The sequence below is a fragment of the Vibrio sp. THAF64 genome (genome assembly GCF_009363455.1).
In the GTDB taxonomy this organism is placed as follows: domain Bacteria; phylum Pseudomonadota; class Gammaproteobacteria; order Enterobacterales; family Vibrionaceae; genus Vibrio; species Vibrio coralliilyticus.
The window spans coordinates 756390-781388 of sequence record NZ_CP045356.1; the positions used below are offsets into that span (position 1 = coordinate 756390).

The following is a 24999-nucleotide window of genomic DNA, read 5'->3' on the forward strand; positions in this document are numbered from 1 at the left end:
CGCTTCCCTCAATCCACTTTCGGTGGGGTAGAGAATGTATGGTGCGGTGCTGGGCTTGGAACTGTCCACTCCAACCCTTCAGCACGATCCCACGGTTTTGCCTCAGCTTTTTCTCCTCCGCGGATACATTTAATCACTAACCAGAGGAAAATGAGCTGAGACAAACCAAAGGCAAAACCACCAATCGACACTATCTGATTGATGTCGGCAAACTGAATCGCATAGTCAGGAATGCGTCGTGGCATCCCAGCTAAGCCAAGAAAATGCATCGGGAAGAATAAGACATTGACCGAAATCACTGAGCACCAGAAATGCCACAAGCTCAACTTATGGTCATACATATGCCCTGTCCATTTCGGTAACCAATAGTAAGCAGCGGCCATAATCGAGAATACCGCTCCTGAGACCAACACATAATGGAAATGCGCGACCACAAAATACGTATCGTGGTACTGGAAGTCTGCAGGAACAATCGCCAGCATAAGACCGGAAAACCCACCGATGGTAAACAGAATAATGAAAGCAATGGCAAACAACATCGGTGTCTCGAATGTCATCGCACCCCGCCACATCGTAGCCACCCAGTTGAACACTTTGACCCCAGTGGGCACCGCAATCAGCATGGTGCAATACATAAAGAAGAGTTCGGCAAACACAGGCATCCCTGTTGTAAACATATGGTGTGCCCAAACCAAGAAGGACAACAGCGCGATACTACAAGTGGCGTACACCATCGAGTGGTAACCAAACAATTTTTTACCACTGAACGCTGGGATGATGGCCGACACAATACCGAACGAAGGCAAGATCATGATGTACACTTCGGGGTGACCGAAGAACCAGAAGATATGCTGGAACATCACAGGGTCACCACCACCTGCGGCATCAAAGAATGATGTGCCAAAGTACTTGTCAGTCAGAACCATAGTCACCGCCCCCGCCAGTACAGGCATGACGGCAATCAACAAGAAAGCAGTAATCAACCAAGTCCAGACAAACATCGGCATCTTGAACCAAGTCATTCCCGGCGCTCTCATATTGACGATAGTGACGATCACGTTGATCGCGCCCATGATCGAGCTAATCCCCATGATGTGAACTGAGAATACAAACAACGCCGTACTGTCAGGCCCGTAAGTCGTAGAAAGCGGCGCGTAGAAAGTCCAGCCGAAATCAGGGCCCCCACCTTCCGTAAATAACGAAGCAATCAGGATTAAGAACGCAAAAGGTAAGATCCAAAAACTGAGGTTGTTCATCCGTGGTAACGCCATATCTGGTGCGCCAATCATCATCGGAATCATCCAGTTTGCTAAGCCAGTAAAGGCTGGCATGACCGCACCAAACACCATGATCAAACCATGCACGGTCGTCATCTGGTTGAAGAATTGGGGCTCGACCAATTGCAGGCCAGGTTGGAACAACTCGGCGCGAATGATCATCGCCATGGCTCCACCGGTCAGGAACATAATGAAACTGAACCAAAGGTAAAGCGTCCCGATGTCTTTGTGATTGGTCGAATAAATCCAGCGGGTTATGCCAGAAGGCGCTTCGTGATGCTCATGATCATCGTGTTCATCAATGGCAATCGCACTGTTTGCTCTTCCTAACTCGGCATCAGCCGCTGGCGCTGATTTTACTGATTCAGAATTCATTGACTCAGGTTTGGACGTTTTCATTGCCCCTCCTTGGATGCCTTAAATGCATTCACATCGGATGCCTGCACCACATCACCCGTACTGTTTCCTAAACCGTTACGTTGGTACGTCACCACAGCCGCAATTTCTTTGTCCGAAAGCTGATTAGCAAAAGCCTGCATTGCAGTCCCTGCCCGACCGTTAACCACCACATCAATATGAGTATCAACATCGCCCGTCGCGATCTTACTGCCTGTAATCGCAGGGAAAGCTCCTGGAATACCCGCGCCACTCACCTGATGACAGACGGCACATCGGTCGACATAAACCTTCTCACCTATCGTCATCAGTTCTTCTTGCGATAGTGACGCGGTTAGAGATGCTGCCGCTTCTTGCTTCGCTTGCTCTATCTCGGCTTTTTTCGCCAATAGCCAAGCATCGTATTTGTCTTCTTCCATGGCATGAACAACAACGGGCATGAATCCATGTGCTCGGCCACATAGCTCTGCACACTGGCCACGGTAAACACCGGGCTCATCAATGCGCGTCCACGCTTCGTTGATAAAGCCCGGGATCGTGTCTTTCTTCACTGCAAAGTCAGGTACCCACCAAGAGTGAATTACATCATCGGAAGTCAGGAGGAATCGTACTTTTCGGTTGATGGGCAACACGAGAGGGTTATCAACTTCAAGAAGATAATGTGCGCCTTTTTCTTCTATACCATCAATGGCTTTTTGGCTGGTTGCTAACAAGCTGAAAAACTCAACGTCTTCTCCGAAGTAGCTGTAGTGCCACTTCCACTGGGAGCCAGTGACCTTAATCGTCAGATCGGATTGGGACGTATCTTCCATGGCGACAAGCGTACGAGTCGCCGGAATTGCCATGAGAACCAGAATGATGATGGGGATGACCGTCCAGATCACTTCCACTTTGGTACTTTCATGGAAGTTAGCCGCCACTGCCCCTTTTGATTTTCTGTGATGGTACATGGAATAGAACATTGCCCCGAATACCACAACGGCAATAGCGCAACAGATATAGAAGATCAGCATGTGTAAGTCATAGACTTCATTACTGATGCCTGTCACACCTCTGGTCATGTTCAAGGTGTTCTCTTCAGCGTTGACTGAAGTAGCAAAACCAACAAACAACACATTGATCAGTTGCCACAGTGAAACCTGTAATCTTTTCAAAAGACCTCTCCTCTGCCTGAGGCATCATCTCTGATGATTTATCCAAGGCGCCCTTTAGCCTGAATGACGCAAAAAAGTCCTAGTGGGCCAAAGGGTGCGGAAAATTCCTTGTAAACAGCAAATTCGATGTAATTTGTTATAGTTATGTTAATAAAAGCTAGTTGGCGTTTACTAATTGTGCAAGAAAGTGCTAATGGAAATGTCGCTAACTTGAGCAGGTTAAATTGAAGATTGATCACAATAATTGGTTTAGCGATTGCGCTCTCGCAAATGATAATCAATATCACTTAATATCCATCCATTATTTCCCAAATGTCATACACTTGGGATAACGATAGTTAAAGGTAGAAATAAGTTATGATGGAACAAGTTACTCGTTGGTTGGAAAAAGATCCGGATCCACGTACTCGTGAAGAACTTCAACACTTGATTGATAAAGAGCAATATCAAGAATTAGCTGACCGATTTAGCCAGAGGTTGGAGTTTGGTACTGCTGGTTTACGAGGAAAAGTTGGCTGTGGTCCAAATCGAATGAACCGACTTGTTATTCAGGAAACGGCTACCGGGCTTGGTCATTATCTTATTAAGCACGTTCAAGATGCAGTAAAACGTGGCGTTGTCATTGGGTATGATGGACGCCCAGATTCAAAGCAATTCGCTCATGATACCGCCTCTGTATTGACCTCTTTAGGCATCAAGGTATACCTGACACACGATGTTGCTGCGACACCTATCGCTGCATTTGGTGTTCGTCATTTTAATGCCACCGCTGCTGTTGTCGTCACAGCCAGCCACAACCCACCCGAGTACAACGGCTTTAAAGTGTATTGGGAAAATGGCGCTCAAATTATTCCTCCTCATGACTCTGGTATTGCTGGAGAAATCGACGAAGCCGCCACAAAACCCATCCCTCTGATGAATCTTGATGATGCAGAAAAGCATGATCTTCTCGTGTGGCTAAAAGAAGATTACTACGAGACTTATCGCCAAACGATGAATGGCAACCCACTGCTGGCTAATCATCAACAGCCAGAAGCGGTTGGCGTCGCCTATACCGCAATGCATGGTGTAGGTGCTGACATGGCAGAAACACTGCTAAAAGATGCAGGCTTCACCAAAATCTACAGCGTTGCCGAGCAACGTGACCCCGATGGCTCTTTCCCGACTGTGAACTTCCCTAACCCTGAGGAAGCTGGTGCTATGGATATGGTGGTCGCGCTGGCGAAAGCTAATGACGCCGACATCGCGTGTGCCAATGATCCAGACGCAGACCGTTTTGCGGTCGCTGCTCGTCGACCTGATGGCGAATACCAGATGCTAACGGGCGATCAGGTGGGTTCTCTATTTGGCAACTACCTACTCAGCCATACTGATGCAACCAAACAGTTGATTGGTAATACTATCGTGTCTTCAACATTGCTTAAGAAGATTGCACTTTCTCATGGCGCTGAGTACTACCAAACTCTGACAGGTTTCAAATGGCTGACTAATATCGCCATGCAAAAACAAACCACAGAGAAGCAATTCTTGTTCGCTTATGAAGAAGCATTAGGCTACACCGTGGGTAATAAAGTGTGGGATAAAGATGGCTTGTCTGCTTTGGTCGCTTTCTCTCAGCTAACCGCCGAGCTAAAGAGTCAGGGGAAAACGGTGTGGGATCAATTGGAAAGCATTTATCGCGAGCACGGTATGTACATCAACGCTCAGCATAGCACCGCGCTCGATCCAAAAGCACTACCTGTTGGGGACAAGCTACGAGCTGCGCAGCCAAATCAAATCGCGGGCCGTAAAGTCGAAGTGATTGAAGATTTGAAATCTTCAACACGCACCTTTGCAGACGGAAAAACTGAATCTATTGACTTACCAGCCAGTGACGTTTTGATCTATCACCTATCTGGCGGTGCACGTGTCATCGTTCGTCCATCAGGCACGGAGCCTAAGCTGAAGTGCTATTACGAAGTCGTCGAAGCATTTGATGCAGCAGATAGCTTTTCCGTCGCGGAAGAAAAAGCTGAGCTAGCGCTGGATATGCTGATCAGTGAGCACCAAACAAGTTTGGATCACTAACGAGTCATCGTCTCGAAAGTACCTGTTTACAAAGCGGCTGGTTAGCCGCTTTTTCTATATCTCTACTCTTATTTCAATCCCCAAACACCTTCAAACTGACAAATATGTTAAAGTTTGGCTTCCACTTTCCTCTAGTGATTGAATCGTCATGAATACCGTTTTATCTGTCATCCCTGTTGGGGTGCGTTTTATGCTGCTTTCGGCGCTTGGCTTTGCCTTAATGTCGGCCTGCGTCAAATACGTCAGCAACTATGGTATTCCTGTGTTTGAAATTGTTGCCGCAAGGGCATTAGTTTCGCTGGTGATCAGTTACCTAGATGTCAAACGCAAGCGCATTTCAGTATGGGGGCACAATAAGCCCTTGTTAATGCTTCGCGGCGCAGTCGGCACGGTCGCTCTCATGTGTGTTTACTATTCAGTGACAACACTTCCACTAGCAGAAGCAACTATCCTCCAATATGTGCACCCTGTGTTTACTGCTTTACTTGGTGTGCTATTTCTCAAAGAGCGCATTCAGTTTTCGACTATGATCTGCATCGCGCTTTGTTTAGTGGGTTTAGGTGTGATGGTTCAGCCGAGCATGCAAACAGGCTCCAGCTCAGACTTACCGCTGTTTAGCGTGATGATGGCACTACTTGGTGCCTTTGGTAGCTCTATTGCTTATGTGATTGTCCGTCGATTAAGCCAGACAGAAGATAGCTCAGTGATTATTTTCTATTTTCCACTGATGGCCCTACCAACCTCGATGATGTTGATAGGCGATGATTTTGTATGGCCAAGTCTATTTTTGACCTTGATGCTGATCCTAGTTGGCGTCTTTACTCAGATAGGTCAATACGGGCTAACCAAAGCGATGCAGACTCAAGCCGCAGGCAAAGCCTCAGCCTATTCCTATGTGCAAATTGTATTTTCGGCCCTACTTGGTGCTTGGGTGTTCAACGAAATCCCATCCTATTGGACATATTTGGGTGGCTCGTTGATTGTCATTGGCGCATTAATCAACGTCTTTGGGCAACATTTGAAGCCACCGTTCCAACGGGCGAAATAGCTTCAAACCCTCTCGGGGTGTCTATACTTGTCATTAACGATGATAATGAAAACACCCCGCAATGAATTTACGAGTATGTTTTTGCTTTCTGATTCTGCTAACCAGCTCTAAAGCCCTCGCCACGGAGATAGAACTCCGTGACGAACATCTTAGTATCTGCGGCGACTCTATCGACTGGCCTCCCTATACATACCTAGATGGAGAAGACGTTAAAGGCTTCGATCTCGAGGTTCTTAACGAGGTTTTGATACCTAAAAACATCACCTTCAATTTCACCATGACATCATGGACCCGCTGCCTTAAAGGTGCGAAGAGCGGTGAATTCCAAATTGCAGTCAGCGCTTCACACTCAGAAGAGCGTGCCAAGCACTACCTGTATACAACTTGGTACTATCACGTCACTCCCCACTACTTATATAAAAAGTCGAGATTTCCTCAAGGACTAAACATTGATGGCGTCGCGGAGTTAGATAAATACAAGGTCTGTGGGATCCACGGCTACAACTATGGCGATTTCTGGCTTAAAAATGTTGACCAATACTCTCACAACATGCATGAACTCGTTACAGAGCTCAAAGAACAAAGATGCGACGTTATTCTATCTTGGCAGGAGATACTCGAAGGAATTAAAAGCATTTGGGGTATTACTTACGTAAGTGAAGAGATCGAATCTAAGCCGATTCCAAATATGCCTAAGCATAAATTTTACATGTTGATTTCCAAACAATATGAACATGGTCCAGCTCTGCGGAATATCCTCGATAAAGGCTTGAGAAGATTCCAAACCAATTAAATATCGACCCGAACTTTAGCACTTAGCCCACCAATAATCCCAACAAGTGATATATAAAATTATTATCAAAAATATATAACTGACTGAACTTTGATAACATTTTTCATCCAGCTCACTAATCTGCTCACCACAGCCCATGCAGCAGCATGCGGCGCTTTTACTCAACAACAGGAACAGATTAGTGAAAAAGTTATTACCTATACTGGCGCTGGCCGCAGTATCGTCAAACAGTATTGCCGCTGAAGACCCAAACATCTCCGTCGGCCTTGGTTATGATCAAGACCTGAGCGTCATCTTCGATCTTAATAGCACTTTTAGAATGACGGCAGGAAATGATGGCATGGCCATGGACTACGTATTTAAGCGTGGTGACATAGAATCAGAAACCGATATCAACTGGTTTTTAGGCGCTGGAGGTTACTACGAATGGGATGATGACTTTGGTGCACGCCTACCACTAGGTGTTGAAGTTCACTTTGCAGACAAATGGGAAATCTATGCGCAGGTGCACCCAGAGTTAGGTATTAGTGACGGCTTGGATTTCGGTGTCGGAGCTTCATTTGGCGTCACCTACTCATTCAAATAAGTCGTTCGGGGCAGCCTGCATTCACTGCCCCAGCTTCTTTGATTTACAGTAGCCGTCTTCTCAGGCCCGCTTTTTCAAGGATGCGGGTTGAAATCTCTTCTACCGACAACGATGAAGTATTGATATATGGAATGGCTTCACGTCGGAATAAAGCCTCAACACTTTCCAACTCGTTGATGCACTGTTCTGTACTCGCATATTCACTGCCTGCCAAACGGTTCTCGCGAATTTCCGTCAATCTTTCAGGATCTATCGTCAGACCAAACAATTTATGGCGATGGATTTCGAATTCTGGCAGCAGTCTCAGACGACGAATATCTTCCTCAATAAATGGGTAGTTCACGACTCGTAGACCAAATTGCATCGCCATATAAAGGCTGGTTGGCGTTTTACCGCTTCGAGAAACGCCCAACAATATAATGTCTGCCTCGTCCATTCCCTTGAGCGTAATGCCATCATCATGCGCTAAGGTGTATTCAATTGCTGCAATGCGGTCAAAGTAGGTGTCAGAATCTTTGCCTACACTGCGCGATCGCTGCAACTTCGGTTTTGGCTCCATCTGGATATCATCTTTAACCTGTTGGACGATACTCGCCAACACATCGTAACTGAATGCAGGGGCTTCCAATAGTTTCTGTTTGATCTCCGGTATAACGATGGAAAAAAACACTAAAGGCTTCACACCGCTCTCTTGGTAAGACTGTTCAATCTCTTTCAGTAGATCAGCTAATTTGTCTTCACTTTCGACAAACGGAAACGTTTTTTCGTTGGCGTTAAACGGGAATTGACCCAAAACAACATGGCCTAATGTCTCACATGTTATGGCCGTACCGTCAGAAACATAGAATACATCACGACTTTGAATATCAATTTGCATCTTTTATTTAAACTTTAAAATTCTTTTGAGTAGGATGGACACCATAATATCGATAATAAAACCCGGCTGACAATTACGCCCCCCACAGCTTTGAAAATTTGTTGAGAATTTTTTTGAGCCCATGCGTAATCGTTTGCCTATCCCTACAAAGCTGCAATGTTTCTGGAGAAAGACATGCAAAAGAACACCCTCTGGTTCAATAGCCTATCCATGGAAGATGTCGACAAGGTCGGCGGTAAAAACGCTTCACTTGGAGAAATGGTTTCAAATCTATCGAATGCTGGCGTTTCAGTACCGAATGGTTTTGCGACTACTTCTTACGCGTTTAACCAATTCCTTGATTATGAAGGTCTGGATGAACGAATCCACCAACTGCTCGATGAACTAGACGTTGAGGATGTAGAAGCTCTGCGTAAGACAGGTGCCACCATCCGTCAATGGGTTTTAGAAGCTCCCTTCCCTGCTGACCTAGAGCAGGATATTCGTAACGACTACCAAGAACTGATTGAAGGTAATACCGAGCTTTCAGTCGCCGTTCGATCTTCAGCAACTGCTGAAGACTTGCCGGATGCCTCATTCGCGGGCCAGCAAGAAACGTTTCTTAACGTAAAAGGTATCGATGCTGTACTTGAAGCAACGAAACACGTTTACGCATCTCTGTTTAATGACCGCGCTATCTCCTACCGTGTGCACCAAGGTTTTGACCACCGTGGTATCTCGCTGTCTGCGGGTATCCAACGCATGGTACGCTCAGATAAAGCCTCTTCAGGTGTTATGTTCACCTTAGACACTGAATCTGGCTTTGATCAGGTTGTGTTCATCACTTCCTCTTGGGGTCTAGGGGAAATGGTCGTTCAGGGTGCAGTAAACCCGGACGAGTTCTACGTTCACAAGCCAATGCTTGAAGCGGGTCAGCATCCGATTGTTAAGAAGACGTTCGGTTCTAAACTTATCAAGATGATCTACTCGACCAACCAAGAAATTGGTAAGCAAGTCGATATCATTGATACCTCAGCACAAGAGCGTGAGCAGTTCTCTCTTAATGACGAAGAGATCAAAGAACTGGCAAAACAAGCGATGATCATCGAAAAGCACTACCAGCGTCCGATGGATATCGAGTGGGCGAAAGATGGTATTGATGGCAAGCTTTACATTGTTCAAGCTCGCCCAGAAACCGTATGTTCTCAAAGCGAACAGAACGTGATTGAGCGTTACGAGCTGAACAACAAAGCAGAAGTTTTGGTCGAAGGCCGTGCTATCGGTCAGCGTATCGGCTCTGGCCCAGTACGTCTGGTTGACTCGTTAGACCAAATGTCTTTGGTTCAAGATGGCGATGTACTGGTCACTGACATGACTGACCCAGATTGGGAACCAGTGATGAAGAAGGCCTCGGCAATCGTCACTAACCGTGGTGGCCGTACTTGTCACGCAGCCATCATCGCGCGTGAGCTCGGCATTCCCGCAATCGTTGGTTGTGGCGATGCCACATCAAAGCTGACAGACGGTGCTACCGTTACTGTCTCTTGTTCTGAAGGTGAGACAGGTTACGTTTATCAAGGTGAGCTGGACTTCGAAGTGAAGCGCTCTGCGGTTGATGAACTGCCACTGCTGCCAACTAAAGTGATGATGAACGTCGGTAACCCAGATCGTGCATTCGACTTCGCGCAGATTCCAAACGAAGGTGTTGGCTTGGCGCGTCTGGAATTCATCATCAACAAGATGATTGGTATTCACCCGAAAGCACTGCTGAACTTCGATGCACAAAGTGACGAGCTAAAAGCAGAAATCACTCAGCGTATCCGTGGCTACAAAGATCCTATCGATTTCTACGTCAGCAAGCTGACTGAAGGTATCGCGACTATCGCTGCAGCATTCTGGCCAAAACGTGTCATCGTTCGTATGTCTGACTTTAAGTCCAACGAGTACAGCAACCTGGTTGGCGGTAAAGGTTACGAACCGCACGAAGAAAACCCTATGCTGGGCTTCCGTGGTGCGTCACGTTATATCTCACCTGTATTTGAAGACTGCTTCGAGCTAGAAACTCAGGCGATTAAGCGTGTTCGCAATGAGATGGGTCTGAAGAACGTTGAAATCATGATCCCATTTGTGCGTACTCCAAGCGAGGCAGCATCGGTTATCGATCTTCTTGCGAAGTTCGATCTGCGCCGTGGCGATCAGGGCCTTAAAGTCATCATGATGTGTGAACTACCGTCTAATGCTGTGCTGGCAGACGAGTTCCTCAAGTACTTTGACGGCTTCTCAATCGGTTCTAACGATATGACTCAGCTAACACTGGGCCTAGACCGAGATTCAGGCGACGTGGCTCACCTGTTTGACGAACGCAACCCTGCTGTTAAAGCCATGCTACAAATGGCTATCGATGCTGCAACTAAAGCTGGTAAATACGTCGGTATTTGTGGTCAGGGTCCATCTGACCATGATGATCTGGCTGAATGGCTAATGGAGCAAGGGATCAGCTCAGTGTCACTTAACCCAGATACTGTGATTGATACTTGGCTGAAACTTGGTCAGGTAAGCGGCAAATAAAACGACACGATAACTGAGTAAAAACCGCCTAGTCTGACTGGGCGGTTTTTTAATTTCACGATTAAATCGCTGACTTTATTCTCTCAAAATGTCTATTTATCCGATTTCGGCATTTTCCTCTCTACCCACTTTGATACACCTAAAAACGCTCAACGCCTTGCCCTGCCTAGCGACTTAACACTGAATTTATGAGTCCCACCTCTATTATTCAAAATAAAAATAAAGACCACACACAGTTCACGGTTGCAACATAATTTCAATCAAATTAACATCAGCAAAACAAAAATCCACCATTGAACGAAAATAGCACATTTAATCGTGAATATTTAGCGGTTTTTATTGAATAGTATTGCAAAGGTATTCGAAAGACAGTAGGCTTGCGCCCGATGATTAAATGCAGATGTATAGTGAATATATATGCCAGGTGGATTGGCCTATCATATTGACTAGTAGTAACACGAGAATTGTAATGCAGAATAACGCTCAATCTATCAAACAGACGAAAGGTAAAGGCAACTTTTGGATGTTCTTTATCCCTTCTTTACTGGGTCTGTTTCTTTTCATGGCGCCGATTAGCTATGACGGTGATATCACCATTCCAGTCGCTGTACTGGCAAAATCCATCCAAGCTGTATTTGGTGATCACCTAGTAGGCATGGTCACGTCTATCATCTTGTTTATGGCGGCAACATCATTGTTATGCCGTATTAAGAACCCTGCATTTATTGCTAACAACCCATTTTTAAACAGCCTGTTTAACCCAAGCCCTCTTTGGCTGGCAGTGCGTGTTATTGGTGGTCTTGCTGTTGCGATGACCTTCTTCCAAGTCGGCCCTGAAGCCGTATGGGAAGAAAATACTGGCGGCCTAGTACTAGAAGGTTTGTTACCAACGCTATTCTCGGTATTTATATTTGCGGGTCTACTGCTCCCACTGTTACTTAACTTTGGTTTGCTAGAGCTGTTTGGCACGCTGCTAAGTAAAGTGATGCGCCCTGTATTTAACTTACCAGGTCGTAGTGCTATCGACTGTATGGCTTCTTGGCTTGGCGATGGCTCAGTCGGTATCCTGCTGACCAGCAAGCAATACGAAAACAAATTCTACACACAGCGCGAAGCGGCTGTCGTGGGTACCACATTCTCAGCGGTATCCATCACGTTCAGCTTAGTCGTTCTTGCTCAGGTTGAACTGGAACACTTGTTCTTACCTTTCTACGGTGCAATCTGTCTGGCGGGTATTGTGGCAGCGATCATCATTCCTCGCTTGCCTCCTCTAAGCATGAAGAAAGACGCTTTCATCGATGGCACTAAGCCAGCAAAAGATGCCGATGCTATTCCTGCAGGCCATACAAGCGTGTCTTGGGGTATGGAGCTGGCACTGGCGAAAGCGAGCCAAGTGAAATCATTTAAAGATGTCTTTGGTGAAGGCGTGCGTAACGCGGTAGACATGGTATTTGGCGTGCTACCTGTAGTAATGGGCCTAGGTACAATTGCTCTGGTGATTGCTGAGTACACATCGGTGTTTAGCTTCCTGGGTCAACCGTTCATCCCATTCCTTGAGCTATTAGGCATCCCAGAAGCGGCAGCGGCCTCTGAAACTATCGTGGTTGGTTTTGCTGATATGTTTATTCCAGCGATTCTAGCGTCGTCTATTGATAACGAAATGACACGTTTCGTCATCGCTGCTATGTCTGTCACTCAGCTGATTTACATGTCTGAAGTTGGTGCGCTGTTACTTGGCAGCCGTATCCCAGTGAACATCTTTGAACTGTTTGCCATCTTCATTCTACGTACCTTAATCACACTGCCTGTAATTGCCGGTATTGCTCATCTGATTTTCTAATCTCAGGTTGCAAATCAATCTTTTTTCAAAGGCCCTTTCAGGGCCTTTGTTTTACCTGCCAACCTAGATCAGCAAAATAAAGTCTCTTACCTATACTTAAGTTAATTTGAGAGGTGGTAAAGGAGGGAGAGATGAGCCCTTTACTTTTGCACGTGCTATTGCTGACAACGCCCGCACCAACAGTCGATGCGAGCTCTTTGCCTTTGAAATGTCGCCTACTCCATACTGCTGACAACTTTTGGTTTTATCGCGAGCAGATGGTGTATGAAAGCAAGCAGTTTGTGATCTTCCAAAACTTTAAAGGTCGGGTTGTCACTCAAGTGGATTTAAAAACCAATGAGTTGATCAGGACAACTTACATTGGCGAACCTTACGATCCTAAATATCAAATCCTGCTTGGATTATGTGATAAAACCAAGCACACAGTTGAAATGTGGAAACTCAAACAAGTTCCCTACGATAATTGAGCCCTACCAATAGCGCTCAAAGGTGATGTTGCCTCCCGTCGCTCGACGGAATTTTTCTAACCCAAACCCTTGCAGAGTCTTGGTGGTCTCTTTGATCATTTCTGGGTTTCCGCACAGCATGACAAAACTGTTCTCCTGAGTGAGCTCTGCCTGTGCTCTTTCTTGAATCTCACGTTGATCCAACAGCTGAGGAATGCGGCCATATAGCGTATTTGGGTGCTGCTCTCTCGATACAACAGGCACATAACTCAGGCGACCTTCATATTGGTCAACTAACTGCTCAATCAAGTAGCGGTAGACCAAGTCTTTCTCATGCCTAACGCCATGGACTAAAACAATTTTTTCATATCCGGGGCGAACGTTAATGTCATCGAGTAGCGATAGGAAAGGACCAATACCCGTCCCCGTTGAAAGCAACCATAAGTCCTGAGTCGATTTAGGAATAGAACTCAAAATCAAATCACCGTAAGCGGCAGCGCCTACGTATACCGAGTCTCCCTCTTTCAAGTGCTGCAGTTTTGGCGTCAGTTTGCCTTCAGGGTTCGAAACAATCAGAAATTCCAGCATATCACTGCTGTTGAGTGGTGCGTTGACGACTGAATACGCTCGGCTGATCAATTGACCATCGTCGTCATACAGGGCCAGTTTAGTAAATTGGCCCGCTTTAAAGGTGAGAGGCGCGCCAGTAAGACGTAAACTGAATAGCTCTGACGTCCAGTCAGTGCGCTTATCTACTTTGGCGAGATTAAAACCATCGGGTGCGGTCATTGCAGATCCTCCATCAGGTTACCTCTTTAAAACCTACTCCTCTGATCTTTATAAGTAAAGACGGGCCTTTACTTAGTCATTAAAGATCACATTTTGATAACATTTTCACAAAACCACTTGATTCAGCATTAGAATAAAAGCTCTTTTAAAAACCAATGCAAGGAACACGCATGGAATCGTTACTGAAAGACTTTCCGGTCATCACAGAAATTCCGGTCGCTTGGGGTGAAATGGATGCTCTCCAACACGTCAATAATGTGGTTTACTTTCGCTACTTTGAAACCGCAAGGCTCGACTACTTTGAGCACATCAATCTTCTCGTCAACCTAAGCCAAAGCCATATCGGCCCAGTATTGGGCGAAACAAGCTGCCGCTATAAAATGCCCATCACCTATCCAGACACTCTGATGATAGGGTCTAAAGTCGTCGACATTCAGGAAGACAGATTCACTATGGAGTATCAGGTTGTGAGCAAGAAAGTAGGTAAAGTCAGTACCGTAGGGCGCGCCACCTGTGTGATGTTTGATTTTAAAAACAATTGCAAAGCAAACTTACCTGAGCAAATCAAACAGTCCATTTTAAATTTAGAAGCGACGGCAGAATCCTAATACACCGCTTGACCTTCCCCCTAGGGGAAGCTTTATGCTAGCCGGGTTATAGTCATTTTAGGTTACGTATGGGCTTCCCTTCGATTCGTAAATACTGGATTCTATTTATCAGCATGAGCGCCATGTTGGTATCCAGTTTTGCTACTAGCGAAACCCTAATGACGTTCGAAATGCTCAGCGATTCCGGTAGCAAGCAGGCTCACTGTGGCATGGCAATGAACATGAGCCCAGCGCTGACAGATTCTTCAATCCCTTCAGATCATTGTGAAACCAGCGAAGAGATGGTTCATAACTGTTGTAGCATGATGTGCGCAACGGTTTTCGCCCCCATTCCCCGAATTGATAAACCTCTACTAATCTCGACTCAGTTGGCTCTGATCCATTCAGATGTCCAAGGTCAGGTCATTACCCGTTTAAGCTCACTCTATCGCCCTCCGATAGCGTAATCCGTTCTCTGTTATCGACTCCCAGCCTATTGCTTTGGGAGATGGTTTTTCGTGCCTGTCAGGCACTCGGAAACGGACAATAAAGTGAAAATCAAACCAAGGATTCTGGCGCTTTCTGTCAGCGCCGCGGTCTGGTTTGCGCCTGTATCAGCAAGCAACTTGCAAGAGCAGACTCACCAGCCGCAAGCCGTGCTATCACAATTGATCAGCATGGCACTCAATAACGACAGCAATCGAAAGCAATATTTTGCTCAGTCACAAGCTTTGCGCGAGACCGGCGTTGCCAGTGCCACGCTAATGGACCCCAAAATCAAAGTTGGCTTCGGTGGCCTACCTGTAGACAGCTTCAAATTCGACGAAGATCCGATGACGAACATTTCCGTCGGATTGATGCAACAATTTGAGCGTGGTTCGACACTGGAGTTACAACAAAAGAAAAGCAATCAACAAGCGGATGGCGTCGGTTTACAAATTGATGCCCGAGAACTGGATGTCATTAACAGCATGACCCAACTCTGGCTTGAACTCGGTTACCAGCAGCAGGCGAAAACCATCATGCTGGAAAACCGTCGTTTGCTCAAAGAAATGGAAAGCTTCATTCAGACCAACTATTCGATTGGTAAAAGTGAAGCTCAGGATCTGCTCAATGCTCAGCTTCAAGTGAGCAAACTGGATGAGAAGCTTCAGGCTAATCAGCAGATGCAACAGCGCTTGATGGCCCAGCTTTCCGAATGGTTGGGAGCCAATTGGTCTGAACAGATTCAGAACGTCAGCGCATCCAATCAGCTTAACTGGATCAAGCTCGACCAACAGCTGAACGAGAACCTAGCAAGCTCCGAGTATTATCAGCAGCTCAGCCTGCACCCAATGGTACAAATGGCCAGCCAAACCATATCCACTTCCGAAACTCAGGTTGAAATTGCACAGCAGGCTTACCAACCTCAGTTTGGCGTTGAAGTCATGTATGCCTACCGTCAGGCCAACGGTATGATGGGAGAACCTGCATCAGACTTAGTTAGTGCCTATCTGACCATGGACATTCCTCTGTTCACGGGAAACCGTCAGGACAGAAATCTCGCTGCGGCCCAGTATCAGGTCGGCGCGGCCAAGTCCCAGAAAGACACGTTACTCGCTCAGATGAATGCCAAAGTCAACGCCTTACTTGTCGACCGAACCAATTTAGCCCAACGACTAGAACGGTATCAGTCCACCCTTCTTCCTCAGGCCAACGCACGAATTCGCGCGGTTGAGCGAGGTTATCAGAACAACACGTCTCAGTTTAACGATGTCATTACGGCCTCTGCCGATGAACTTGCTCTGCAACTCGAACAGCAACGTCTGATTGCAGATTTAAACATTGTGAACAGCAACTTAGCTGCCCTACTGGACGGTTTTGATTATCAAGTTGAGCCAGTCACTTTGGCTCAAGGCGAACAAGAATAAGGTATCTGACATGAAAACATTACAAATCGCTGCTATCGCTCTGTTGGTAGGAGGCGCGCTGGGCTATTCCGCTAATCATTTCCTAGCCGGATCTAGCATGGGAATGGACGCCAAGGCTGAGTCTGGTTCTTCTGATTCTGCTGAACCTCTCTACTGGGTTGCTCCGATGGACCCGAACTACAAGCGAGATAAGCCCGGTAAGTCACCAATGGGCATGGACTTAATTCCAGTTTACGCCGAAGACATGGCGGGAGAGCAAGATAAACCCGGAACCATTACGATTGATCCTTCGGTAGAAAACAACCTCGGCGTCAAGTCCGAACCCGTAACCCTAGAACCTCTCTCGCCTCGCATTGAAACGGTCGGTTACATCGCGTTTGATGAAAGCCAGCTGTGGCAAACCAACGTACGCGTCGCGGGTTGGGTTGAAAAACTGTTCATCAATGCGATCGGTGAAAAAGTCAACAGAGGCGATGTGCTGTTTACGCTCTATTCACCTGAGTTGGTGAAAGCGCAGGAAGAGTTACTTAATGCCTCTCGAACCGGTCGAACCGGCTTAGTCAAAGGAGCCACTGAACGACTCGTGACACTAGGTGTAGACCGTGCACAGATTAAGGCGATTCTAAAACGCGGTAAAGCGTCACAAACGATAGAAATAAAGGCACCGGCTAACGGTGTGATTGCAAGTTTAAGCATTCGCGAAGGGGGGTATTTGTCACCCGCGCAAGCTGTGATCAGCGCTGGCCCGCTGAACAATGTTTGGGTAGATGCAGAAGTGTTCGAGCGTCAGGCGCAATGGATTAAAGCTGGCAGTGAAGCTTCGATGACATTGGATGCTATTCCGGGCAACGAATGGCAGGGTAAGGTCGACTACGTCTACCCGATTCTTGATCCTAATACTCGTACTCTGCGCGTCAGACTTAAATTCCCTAACCCAGATGGCGAACTCAAGCCCAATATGTTCGCCAACATTGCTCTTCAACCTGTAAGTGAAGAGTCGGTACTGACTATTCCTAAATCTGCGGTGATACGCTCAGGCGGCATGGCTCGCATTGTGCTGTCAGAAGGTGAAGGCAAATATCGTTCTGCTCGCATCGAAACAGGCCGCGAAGCCGGAGATCGGGTTGAAGTTTTGCAGGGCTTAACCCAAGACGATCAAGTGGTGACTTCCGCACACTTTATGCTCGATTCCGAATCCAGCCAGTCTGCCGACCTTGCGCGCATTAATGGTGTTGAGCCAGATGAGGAGACCGTTTGGGCTAAGGGAGAGATCACCGATGTCATGGCTGATCATGGCATGTTGACGATCAACCACCAGCCAGTACCAGAATGGGATTGGCCGGGCATGGTGATGAATTTTACTCTTGCTAAAGAAGTCGATGCGAGTGCATTCACAACAGGTCAAAGCATAGAGTTTGAAATGCAAAAAACCGAGTCTGGCCAGTACGAAATCGTCGACTACAAAGTGGATGACTCTGTTGTTGCTGGCGAGCTTTGGTTGCAAGGCGATATTTCTATGCTGATGGCCGACTTTGGCATGATCACCTTAAACCACCTCCCTGTCGCGGAGTGGAACTGGCAAGCCGGTGAGATGAACTTCTCCGTTGGCGATGAAGTGGATCTATCAGGTTTTGAGGAAGGTCAGCGCGTTCGATTTCTAGTTGAACGACAAGGTGCAGATTACCTGCTCAAGCAATTGGTAACGGATGAGGGCTAACGATGATCAATGCAATTATCCGTTGGTCAATCAGTAATAGACTCCTAGTATTGATTGCCACCTTAGCTATTGTTTTGGCTGGCCTTTACAGTGTAAAGAATACGCCTGTAGACGCAATTCCTGACTTATCGGATGTTCAGGTTATCATCAAAACCAGCTATCCGGGTCAAGCACCTCAGGTGGTCGAGGATCAGGTCACTTATCCATTAACCACTGCCATGTTGGCTGTACCCGGTGCAGAAACCGTCAGGGGATACTCTTTCTTTGGGGACTCCTATGTCTACATCATCTTTAATGATGACACCGATATGTACTGGGCCCGCTCGCGCGTGCTGGAGTATCTCAGCCAAGTCGCACCAAACCTGCCTTCGAATGCCAAACCAACGCTGGGGCCTGATGCCACTGGGGTTGGTTGGGTTTACAGCTATGTTCTTCAGGATAAAACCGGGCAACACGATTTAGCCCAGCTACGCAGCTTGCAGGATTGGTTCCTCAAGTACGAACTGCAAACCGTTGATGGAGTATCGGAAGTTGCCACTGTAGGTGGCATGGTCAAACAATATCAGGTACAGATTGACCCCGCCAAACTGCGTGCTTACAACCTGACATTACAGCAAGTCAACAACGCGATTCAAAACGGCAACCAGGAGACAGGTGCCTCCGTGATTGAGGTCGCCGAAGCTGAACACATGGTGCGCACCACGGGCTACCTGACTAGCATCGAAGATATCCGCTCACTGCCACTCAAGGTAACCGAAAAAGGCACCCCGCTTCTGTTGGGTGATGTCGCGGATATTAACCTTGGCCCACAAATGCGTCGTGGCATTTCTGAGCTCAACGGTGAAGGGGAAACAGTTGGTGGCGTGATCGTGATGCGCTTCGGAGAAAATGCCAGTGAAGTGATCGCCAAAACCAAAGCCAAACTGACCGAGCTGCAACGCAGCTTGCCTGAGGGAGTCGAAATCGTACCAACGTATGACCGCTCTACGCTGATCGACTCTGCGGTAGAAAACTTATGGAAGAAACTGGCTGAAGAGTTCATCGTGGTTGCGATTGTCTGTGCTTTGTTCCTGTTCCATATCCGCTCATCTCTGGTAATCGCTTTGAGCTTACCGGTGGGTATTCTGACTGCGTTTGTGATCATGCACTGGCAAGGGATTAACGCCAACATCATGTCATTGGGCGGTATTGCCATCGCCATTGGAGCCATGGTCGATGGCGCAATCGTGATGATAGAAAACGTTCACAAGCACATTGAACGCACTCCACTCACCGATAAGAATCGCTGGCAAGTCATTGGCAAGGCTGCAGAGGAAGTCGGCGCACCGCTGTTCTTTTCTCTGCTAATCATCACGTTGAGCTTTGTTCCTGTGTTTGCTTTGGAAGGTCAGGAAGGGAAAATGTTCTCACCACTGGCATTTACCAAAACCTACGCCATGGCAGCCTCCGCTGGCTTAGCGATTACGCTAGTGCCTGTTCTGATGGGCTATTTCATTCGTGGCAAAGTGCTCCCAGAACACAAAAACCCAGTCAACAAAGGGTTAGTCTCGCTTTACAAACCCTTGCTCAACCTGAGCCTGAACTACCCTAAAACCATGATCGTCATTGCGATGGGACTTATGGCATCGGCTTACTATCCAACCAGTAAGCTTGGCAGCGAATTCATTCCTCCACTCGATGAGGGTGATTTGATGTACATGCCGACCACCTATCCGGGCATCTCAATTGGTAAAGCACGCGAGCTGTTACAGCAAACCAATAAGTTGATTAAGAGCGTCCCTGAGGTTGAGACGGTATGGGGGAAAATCGGACGAGCCGAAACCGCAACCGACCCAGCACCACTGACCATGATTGAAACCGTCATACAGCTGAAACCTCGCGAACAATGGCGTGAAGGCGTAACCACCGAATCGCTGCGCAAAGAGTTTGACGATCTCGTGCAGTTCCCCGGGCTAACCAATGCGTGGGTCATGCCAATCAAGACCCGCATCGACATGCTGGCAACTGGCATTAAAACGCCTATTGGGATCAAAATTGCAGGCCCTGACCTTAACGTCATTGAACAAATCGGGGCAGAACTGGAGCCTATTCTCAATCAGGTCAATGGTACGGCGTCTGTTTATGCTGAGCGTGTCGCTGGAGGACGATACGTCACTATCGATATTAAGCGTCGCTCTGCCGCTCGCTACGGCCTCAATATAAAAGATGTGCAACGCGTGATTTCCACTGCGGTGGGAGGCATGAACGTTGGGGAAACTATAGAAGGGCTGGAACGCTATCCGATTAATGTTCGATACCCGCAGGACTACCGTGATTCAGTGGTGAAACTACAGAACCTACCTCTGGTTACTCCAAATGGCGCTCGTATCGCACTGGCTGATGTTGCTGATATTCGTTACGAAGACGGCCCACCGATGATCAAAACAGAAAACGCTCGCCCTAATGGCTGGGTATTCGTTGATATCGATGGACGAGATCTCGGTTCGTACGTTGCCGAAGCACAACAAGTCGTGGCTGATCAGCTCAATCTGCCCGCTGGCTATTCTCTGGCTTGGTCAGGTCAGTATGAATATATGGAACGCGCGAAAGAGCGCTTAAGTGTCGTGGTACCGATTACGCTGGCGATCATTATGCTGCTGCTTTACTTCAGCTTCCGTCGCATTGGCGAAGTGCTGGTCATTATGATGACTCTCCCTCTCGCCATGGTGGGTGGCTTATGGCTGATGCATTACCTCGGCTATAACTTCTCGATTGCCGTTGGGGTCGGCTTTATTGCCCTCGCGGGTGTCGCCGTCGAAATTGGCGTCATCATGCTGGTGTATCTCAACCAAGCCTGGCACTACAAAAAGCTGGATGCCCAAGAGCAGAATCACGCCATTACTTCCGATGATCTGTCGATGGCGATACGAGACGGCGCAGGTCTCAGAGTTCGACCTGTGATGATGACAGTTCTGACCGTCATCATAGGTCTTGTGCCAATCATGTACGGCGAAGGTACGGGCTCTGAAGTCATGCAACGAATCGCCGCCCCTATGATTGGTGGAATGGCATCGGCGCTGCTACTCACGCTTCTGGTACTACCGGCCATTTTCAAATTGTGGAAACAAAGAGAAATCTCACGTCACTCATAACCATAGAACCATGTCCCCGTAGCTCAGTGCTTCGGGGCACCCTACTACTTAAGGAAACAATGATGAAAAAAACAATTCTGGCACTTGCACTGACTCTGGCTAGCACTCAAATTCTCGCTCAAATGGATCACTCATCCATGGATCATTCCAAAATGAATATGGAAGGTATGGACCATTCGAAAATGATGGGCGATATGAAGGGGATGGACCACTCACAAATGAACATGGACGAGATGTCCGATGTCGGTATGCCTGCCAAAGGTGCTAAACCGGACAAAGTGGTCCACGTGATCCTAGACGATGATATGAGCATTACATTCAAAAAAGAGGTGGATATAGAACCGAATGACGTAGTCCAATTTGTGGTTATGAACAAAGGGAAAATCGACCATGAGTTTTCAATAGGCTCAGCACAAGAGCAACTCAAGCACCGTGAGATGATGAAGAAAATGGGCAACCACGCTCATGATTCTGGCAGTACAGTGACGGTTGCTCCGGGCAAAGCCAAACAGTTACTGTGGCATTTCCATGGTGACAACAACGTTGAGTTTGCCTGCAACATCCCAGGACACGCGGAAGCTGGCATGGTCAAATCAGCAGTATTGTAACGCACCCCAGCCTGCCAGCTGTTGCTGGCAGGCCGTATGATGTCAGTCAAAGTGCTTCATCGGATATAAAGTGCCAGCTTTGGGTTGCTGTAGGTGACTCGGTAACGCGATAACCTCATCAAAGCCCGCTAACGTATAAACTTTTTCGGAATTGGGAATATTATTCTTTCCTTCTCTTAGATGTGCCACGTTGTTACGGTAAATCAGATTCTCAGCTCCCGGAGCTTGATGCTTGCCCAACTCCCCAGTCGCAATCAAAGGCCAATGATGGCTCCACGGTAACTGAATCAGGTTGTTTTCAACTAAATTTTTCCCACCGTCACCATTGTGAAAGTTTACATCCACTTCAAGGTGATTGTCATAAACCACATTGTATTTGGCTTGCTGATGCAGAGTAACATGGCGAATTTTTCGCACCCTCTCGTTCGTCACTAAAATGTACTGGCCGCGTATATCGTAATAACAGTGACCATTGATTCCCTTGTTGTAGCAGCGGTAGATATCATTACCGCGAAATGTCAGGTGTGAGGTATCGCTAGCTGCAAAGATGGGATTCGTCCCTGCTTCCAACATGCGGGTATCTTGTACCCAAGAATCATGACTCTTTTCAGAAAACTTAACCAAGCCGACATAGAGGTTTGGATCTGATACAGGTTGGTTTTTGTCTCCGGTTCGAGCCACTTTGACGTCATTGGTAAATGGCCACGCAGATTCAACATGAGGCTCATCGAAATTGTTTCTATCTAGAGGCTCAAATCCGTCAACCGCAAGCTGAATCGTCATGTTCTCCAAACCCGCCCCAGAAACATCCGAGAATTGGAAAGCAAATCTATCTGTACCATAGCCTTGCCAAGTATTACGCATGGTTACCAGAACTTGTGTCTCTATTTTGCTGCTGCCGCGCAATACTACGTTTGAGCGCATCTCCACCGTTGTATCCAGCAGATAAACACCCTCTTCCAGTATTACTGTTCCTCCGCCAGCACTTGCTACTTTATCAATTGCCGTTTGAATATCATCCTTAGGCGTTATCTTCGCAACCACTCGTTCAGGTTCAAAACACGGGATCCCCCCTCTGACTCCAGCCTTTGCCCATTCGATGCTCAGCGGAAATCGTTGGTCATACCGGCTGATATCAAACTGCCAATTCGCATCTCCAACCCGACTGCCGGCCGGACACGCCGCCCAAGCAGATGGCCACGTTATCAGGCTCAAAGTGGTGATAAAGAAAAGAGACGCTCGGCGTAATATCGTAAACGAGGAGGGGGTAGACATACTTTAACTCTGTTCAAAGTTGATCTTCCGAGCATAGAGACAAAACGGAGTAATCATTAATAGTTAACAATGATTAACCTTTAAGTAGGTCAAAGGGGTTTTCTAAAAAATCAAAAGAAGTAAATAAAGAAAAAGCCACGTATCTTAGACACGTGGCAAAACAAAAAGTGAATGGCAGTGGATTATTCGCTTTTTGCGTTTTATAGCCCCCAAGCTCAGGAGCTAATACGTAAAGTTTAGACGAAATAGTGCAACTATCTATTCATATGGTTTAATATCAATATTTTTCAAACTCACCGTTGTTGTAGTCACTGAGCGCCTGTTCAATTTCTTGCATGCTGTTCATCACGAACGGGCCATAGTGCACAACGGGCTCATCAATGGGTTCACCTAGGAAAATCAGCACACCGCTTGTGCTGTTTGCATTCAACTCAGCGACTTCTCCAGAAGACAAAAGCGCCATCTCACCTTGTTGCACCCTGCGTTCTTTAACACTAATTTCGCCCTGATAAACATAAAGCATCATGTTAAATTTCTGCGGCGTAAGTAACTTAATCTTCTGCGCTGTTTCAGAACGCCAGTCTGAAACTGATAACGGCACTCCGGTTTTGCTCAGCGGCCCTTGCTGTACGTTGCCTTCAACGGATACCTCACCAGCTAAAACGCGCAATACGCCAACGCTCTCATCTTGATATTCTGTGATGGTTTCAGGCTGAAAGTCATGATACTGAGCGGGTTTCATCTTGTCGCGCGCTGGCTGATTTATCCAAATTTGGAATCCATGCAACTCGCCATCCTGCATGATAGGCATTTCACTATGAATCACACCACGGCCTGCTGCCATCCATTGAGCGCCACCAGAACGTAACTCACCCACATTTCCCATATGATCTTTATGTTGAAAATGACCTTTGAGCATATAGGTCAGCGTTTCAATGCCGCGATGCGGATGAGGAGGAAAACCGCCTATATAGTCGGAACGCTGATCGGATTTCAGCTCATCCATCATTAGAAATGGCGAGAAACTTGCGTTATTAAACCCCGCCACGCGGCTAATTTTGACACCATCGCCATCGGACGTGGCATAGGCTGGAATGATTTGGCGGATTTCGCGAAGCTGGCTCATTTTCTTTCTCCTCAAGAGCGATGACTACAGTCTATCGCCCTCAAATTGAAACTTGAGCACAAGGATTCGAGCTACTTATTCAAAATTTTTGAATGCCTTCAATGCGGTTGCCTCTGCAAGACCTATTCGAATGAGAAGCCACTTAGATTTGTATTTTGACTGTCACGAAGCAGCAATGTAGCTCTGCCAATAGCGATGAAGCGCAGCGATATCTTTGGAACACAACCATTCCATCGCTCCCTTTAGCTCTTCGTCATGCCAGTGCCACCATTGCATTTCTAACAACTGCGCGATTTCTTCTTGGCTAAAACGAAACTTGATGTGCTTGGCTGGATTTGAGCCAACAATCTCATAAGGCGCAACATCTTTTGTTACCACAGCTCGGCTGGCAATCACCGCGCCATCGCCAATATTGACTCCTGCCATGATCATGGCCTCAGAGCCAATCCACACGTCATTGCCGATCACAGTGTCACCTGCCGGACGAAAGCCATCTTTTGCTTGAGCAAAATTTGAATCGTCCTGATAAAAGAAAGGAAAAGTACTTGCCCAGTCGGTACGATGCCCTTGATTGCCAGCCATCATAAACACTGCACCGGAGCCGATAGAGCAAAAGCTGCCAATGATCAGTTTATCGACATCGTCACGCTCAGCAGAAAGATATCGAGCACAGTCATCGAAACTGTGCTGATGGTAGTAGCCTGAATAGTAACTGTGTCTGCCAACGACAATGTTAGGGTTAGTAATTTGTTCAGCAATCGGTTTACCCGCGAAAGGCGAGTCAAAATAGTTTTGCATTATGGTGGTACCTGATTGTTTTTCGGA

At 47.1% G+C, this 24999-nt stretch carries 20 protein-coding genes; 13 read left to right on the forward strand and 7 right to left on the reverse strand.

Annotated elements, in window-relative coordinates; translation table 11 throughout:
* Nucleotides 1-8 precede the first annotated feature (8 nt).
* Both ctaD and coxB read right to left on the reverse strand, forming a co-directional pair.
* Complete coding sequence (gene ctaD / locus FIU99_RS19970; RefSeq protein WP_006960386.1) at nt 9-1676, reverse strand: cytochrome c oxidase subunit I; 1668 nt, start codon at nt 1674-1676, stop codon at nt 9-11.
* Nucleotides 1673-2827 carry a cytochrome c oxidase subunit II gene (coxB, locus tag FIU99_RS19975; protein ID WP_006960385.1) on the reverse strand — a complete coding sequence of 385 codons (1155 nt, stop codon included), beginning with the start codon at nt 2825-2827 and terminating at the stop codon, nt 1673-1675. The genes ctaD and coxB overlap by 4 nt, the downstream gene beginning before the upstream one ends.
* A gap of 357 nt (nt 2828-3184) precedes the next feature.
* Here coxB and FIU99_RS19980 point away from each other — a divergent pair, with 357 nt between their 5' ends.
* The 4 genes from FIU99_RS19980 to FIU99_RS19995 all read left to right on the forward strand — a co-directional run bounded on the left by FIU99_RS19980 (nt 3185) and on the right by FIU99_RS19995 (nt 7321).
* Nucleotides 3185-4894: a phospho-sugar mutase gene (locus FIU99_RS19980; protein ID WP_006960384.1), complete on the forward strand. Its 1710-nt coding sequence runs from the start codon at nt 3185-3187 to the stop codon at nt 4892-4894.
* 148 nt (nt 4895-5042) lie between these two features.
* A complete protein-coding gene (locus FIU99_RS19985) occupies nt 5043-5942 on the forward strand; it encodes a DMT family transporter (RefSeq protein WP_006960383.1) in 900 nt (299 codons plus the stop codon).
* Between the two features lie 61 nt (nt 5943-6003).
* Nucleotides 6004-6735, forward strand: coding sequence for an ABC transporter substrate-binding protein (locus tag FIU99_RS19990; RefSeq protein WP_006960382.1), 732 nt, complete (start codon nt 6004-6006; stop codon nt 6733-6735).
* 181 nt (nt 6736-6916) lie between these two features.
* Entirely contained in the window at nt 6917-7321 is a 405-nt protein-coding gene (locus FIU99_RS19995) for a hypothetical protein (RefSeq protein ID WP_006960381.1), read from the forward strand.
* Nucleotides 7322-7364: 43 nt separating this feature from the next.
* Here the strand turns inward: FIU99_RS19995 and FIU99_RS20000 are convergent, their stop codons facing one another.
* A complete protein-coding gene (locus FIU99_RS20000) occupies nt 7365-8198 on the reverse strand; it encodes a pyruvate, water dikinase regulatory protein (RefSeq protein WP_006960380.1) in 834 nt (277 codons plus the stop codon).
* Between the two features lie 174 nt (nt 8199-8372).
* Between FIU99_RS20000 and ppsA the strand changes: the two genes are divergently transcribed.
* From ppsA to FIU99_RS20015, 3 genes are all read left to right on the forward strand, one after another.
* On the forward strand, nt 8373-10745 hold the full coding sequence (gene ppsA / locus FIU99_RS20005) for a phosphoenolpyruvate synthase (protein WP_006960378.1): 2373 nt from the start codon (nt 8373-8375) through the stop codon (nt 10743-10745).
* Between the two features lie 469 nt (nt 10746-11214).
* Nucleotides 11215-12585, forward strand: coding sequence for a YjiH family protein (locus tag FIU99_RS20010; RefSeq protein ID WP_006960376.1), 1371 nt, complete (start codon nt 11215-11217; stop codon nt 12583-12585).
* Between the two features lie 131 nt (nt 12586-12716).
* The gene (locus tag FIU99_RS20015; RefSeq protein ID WP_006960374.1) at nt 12717-13052 is read left to right on the forward strand and encodes a hypothetical protein; all 336 of its coding nucleotides are present in this window, start codon (nt 12717-12719) and stop codon (nt 13050-13052) included.
* 3 nt (nt 13053-13055) lie between these two features.
* On the opposite strand, the gene FIU99_RS20020 is transcribed toward FIU99_RS20015, so the two are convergent.
* On the reverse strand, nt 13056-13820 hold the full coding sequence (locus FIU99_RS20020) for a ferredoxin--NADP reductase (protein ID WP_006960372.1): 765 nt from the start codon (nt 13818-13820) through the stop codon (nt 13056-13058).
* 170 nt (nt 13821-13990) lie between these two features.
* On the opposite strand from FIU99_RS20020, the gene FIU99_RS20025 reads away from it, so the two are divergent.
* The 6 genes from FIU99_RS20025 to FIU99_RS20050 all read left to right on the forward strand — a co-directional run bounded on the left by FIU99_RS20025 (nt 13991) and on the right by FIU99_RS20050 (nt 21773).
* Nucleotides 13991-14428: a thioesterase family protein gene (locus FIU99_RS20025; protein WP_006960370.1), complete on the forward strand. Its 438-nt coding sequence runs from the start codon at nt 13991-13993 to the stop codon at nt 14426-14428.
* Nucleotides 14429-14496: 68 nt separating this feature from the next.
* The gene (locus tag FIU99_RS20030; protein WP_006960368.1) at nt 14497-14874 is read left to right on the forward strand and encodes a hypothetical protein; all 378 of its coding nucleotides are present in this window, start codon (nt 14497-14499) and stop codon (nt 14872-14874) included.
* A 51-nt stretch (nt 14875-14925) separates the two neighbouring features.
* On the forward strand, nt 14926-16317 hold the full coding sequence (locus tag FIU99_RS20035) for a TolC family protein (protein ID WP_006960366.1): 1392 nt from the start codon (nt 14926-14928) through the stop codon (nt 16315-16317).
* Between the two features lie 10 nt (nt 16318-16327).
* A complete protein-coding gene (locus FIU99_RS20040) occupies nt 16328-18034 on the forward strand; it encodes an efflux RND transporter periplasmic adaptor subunit (RefSeq protein WP_006960364.1) in 1707 nt (568 codons plus the stop codon).
* 2 nt (nt 18035-18036) lie between these two features.
* Complete coding sequence (locus FIU99_RS20045) at nt 18037-21165, forward strand: efflux RND transporter permease subunit (protein WP_006960362.1); 3129 nt, start codon at nt 18037-18039, stop codon at nt 21163-21165.
* Between the two features lie 62 nt (nt 21166-21227).
* Nucleotides 21228-21773: a cupredoxin family protein gene (locus tag FIU99_RS20050; RefSeq protein WP_019275418.1), complete on the forward strand. Its 546-nt coding sequence runs from the start codon at nt 21228-21230 to the stop codon at nt 21771-21773.
* 42 nt (nt 21774-21815) lie between these two features.
* On the opposite strand, the gene FIU99_RS20055 is transcribed toward FIU99_RS20050, so the two are convergent.
* From FIU99_RS20055 to catB, 3 genes are all read right to left on the reverse strand, one after another.
* Nucleotides 21816-23048 carry a hypothetical protein gene (locus FIU99_RS20055; RefSeq protein WP_006960357.1) on the reverse strand — a complete coding sequence of 411 codons (1233 nt, stop codon included), beginning with the start codon at nt 23046-23048 and terminating at the stop codon, nt 21816-21818.
* A 277-nt stretch (nt 23049-23325) separates the two neighbouring features.
* On the reverse strand, nt 23326-24174 hold the full coding sequence (locus tag FIU99_RS20060) for a pirin family protein (RefSeq protein WP_006960355.1): 849 nt from the start codon (nt 24172-24174) through the stop codon (nt 23326-23328).
* Nucleotides 24175-24336: 162 nt separating this feature from the next.
* Nucleotides 24337-24972 carry a type B chloramphenicol O-acetyltransferase gene (catB, locus tag FIU99_RS20065; RefSeq protein ID WP_006960353.1) on the reverse strand — a complete coding sequence of 212 codons (636 nt, stop codon included), beginning with the start codon at nt 24970-24972 and terminating at the stop codon, nt 24337-24339.
* Nucleotides 24973-24999: the final 27 nt, after the last annotated feature.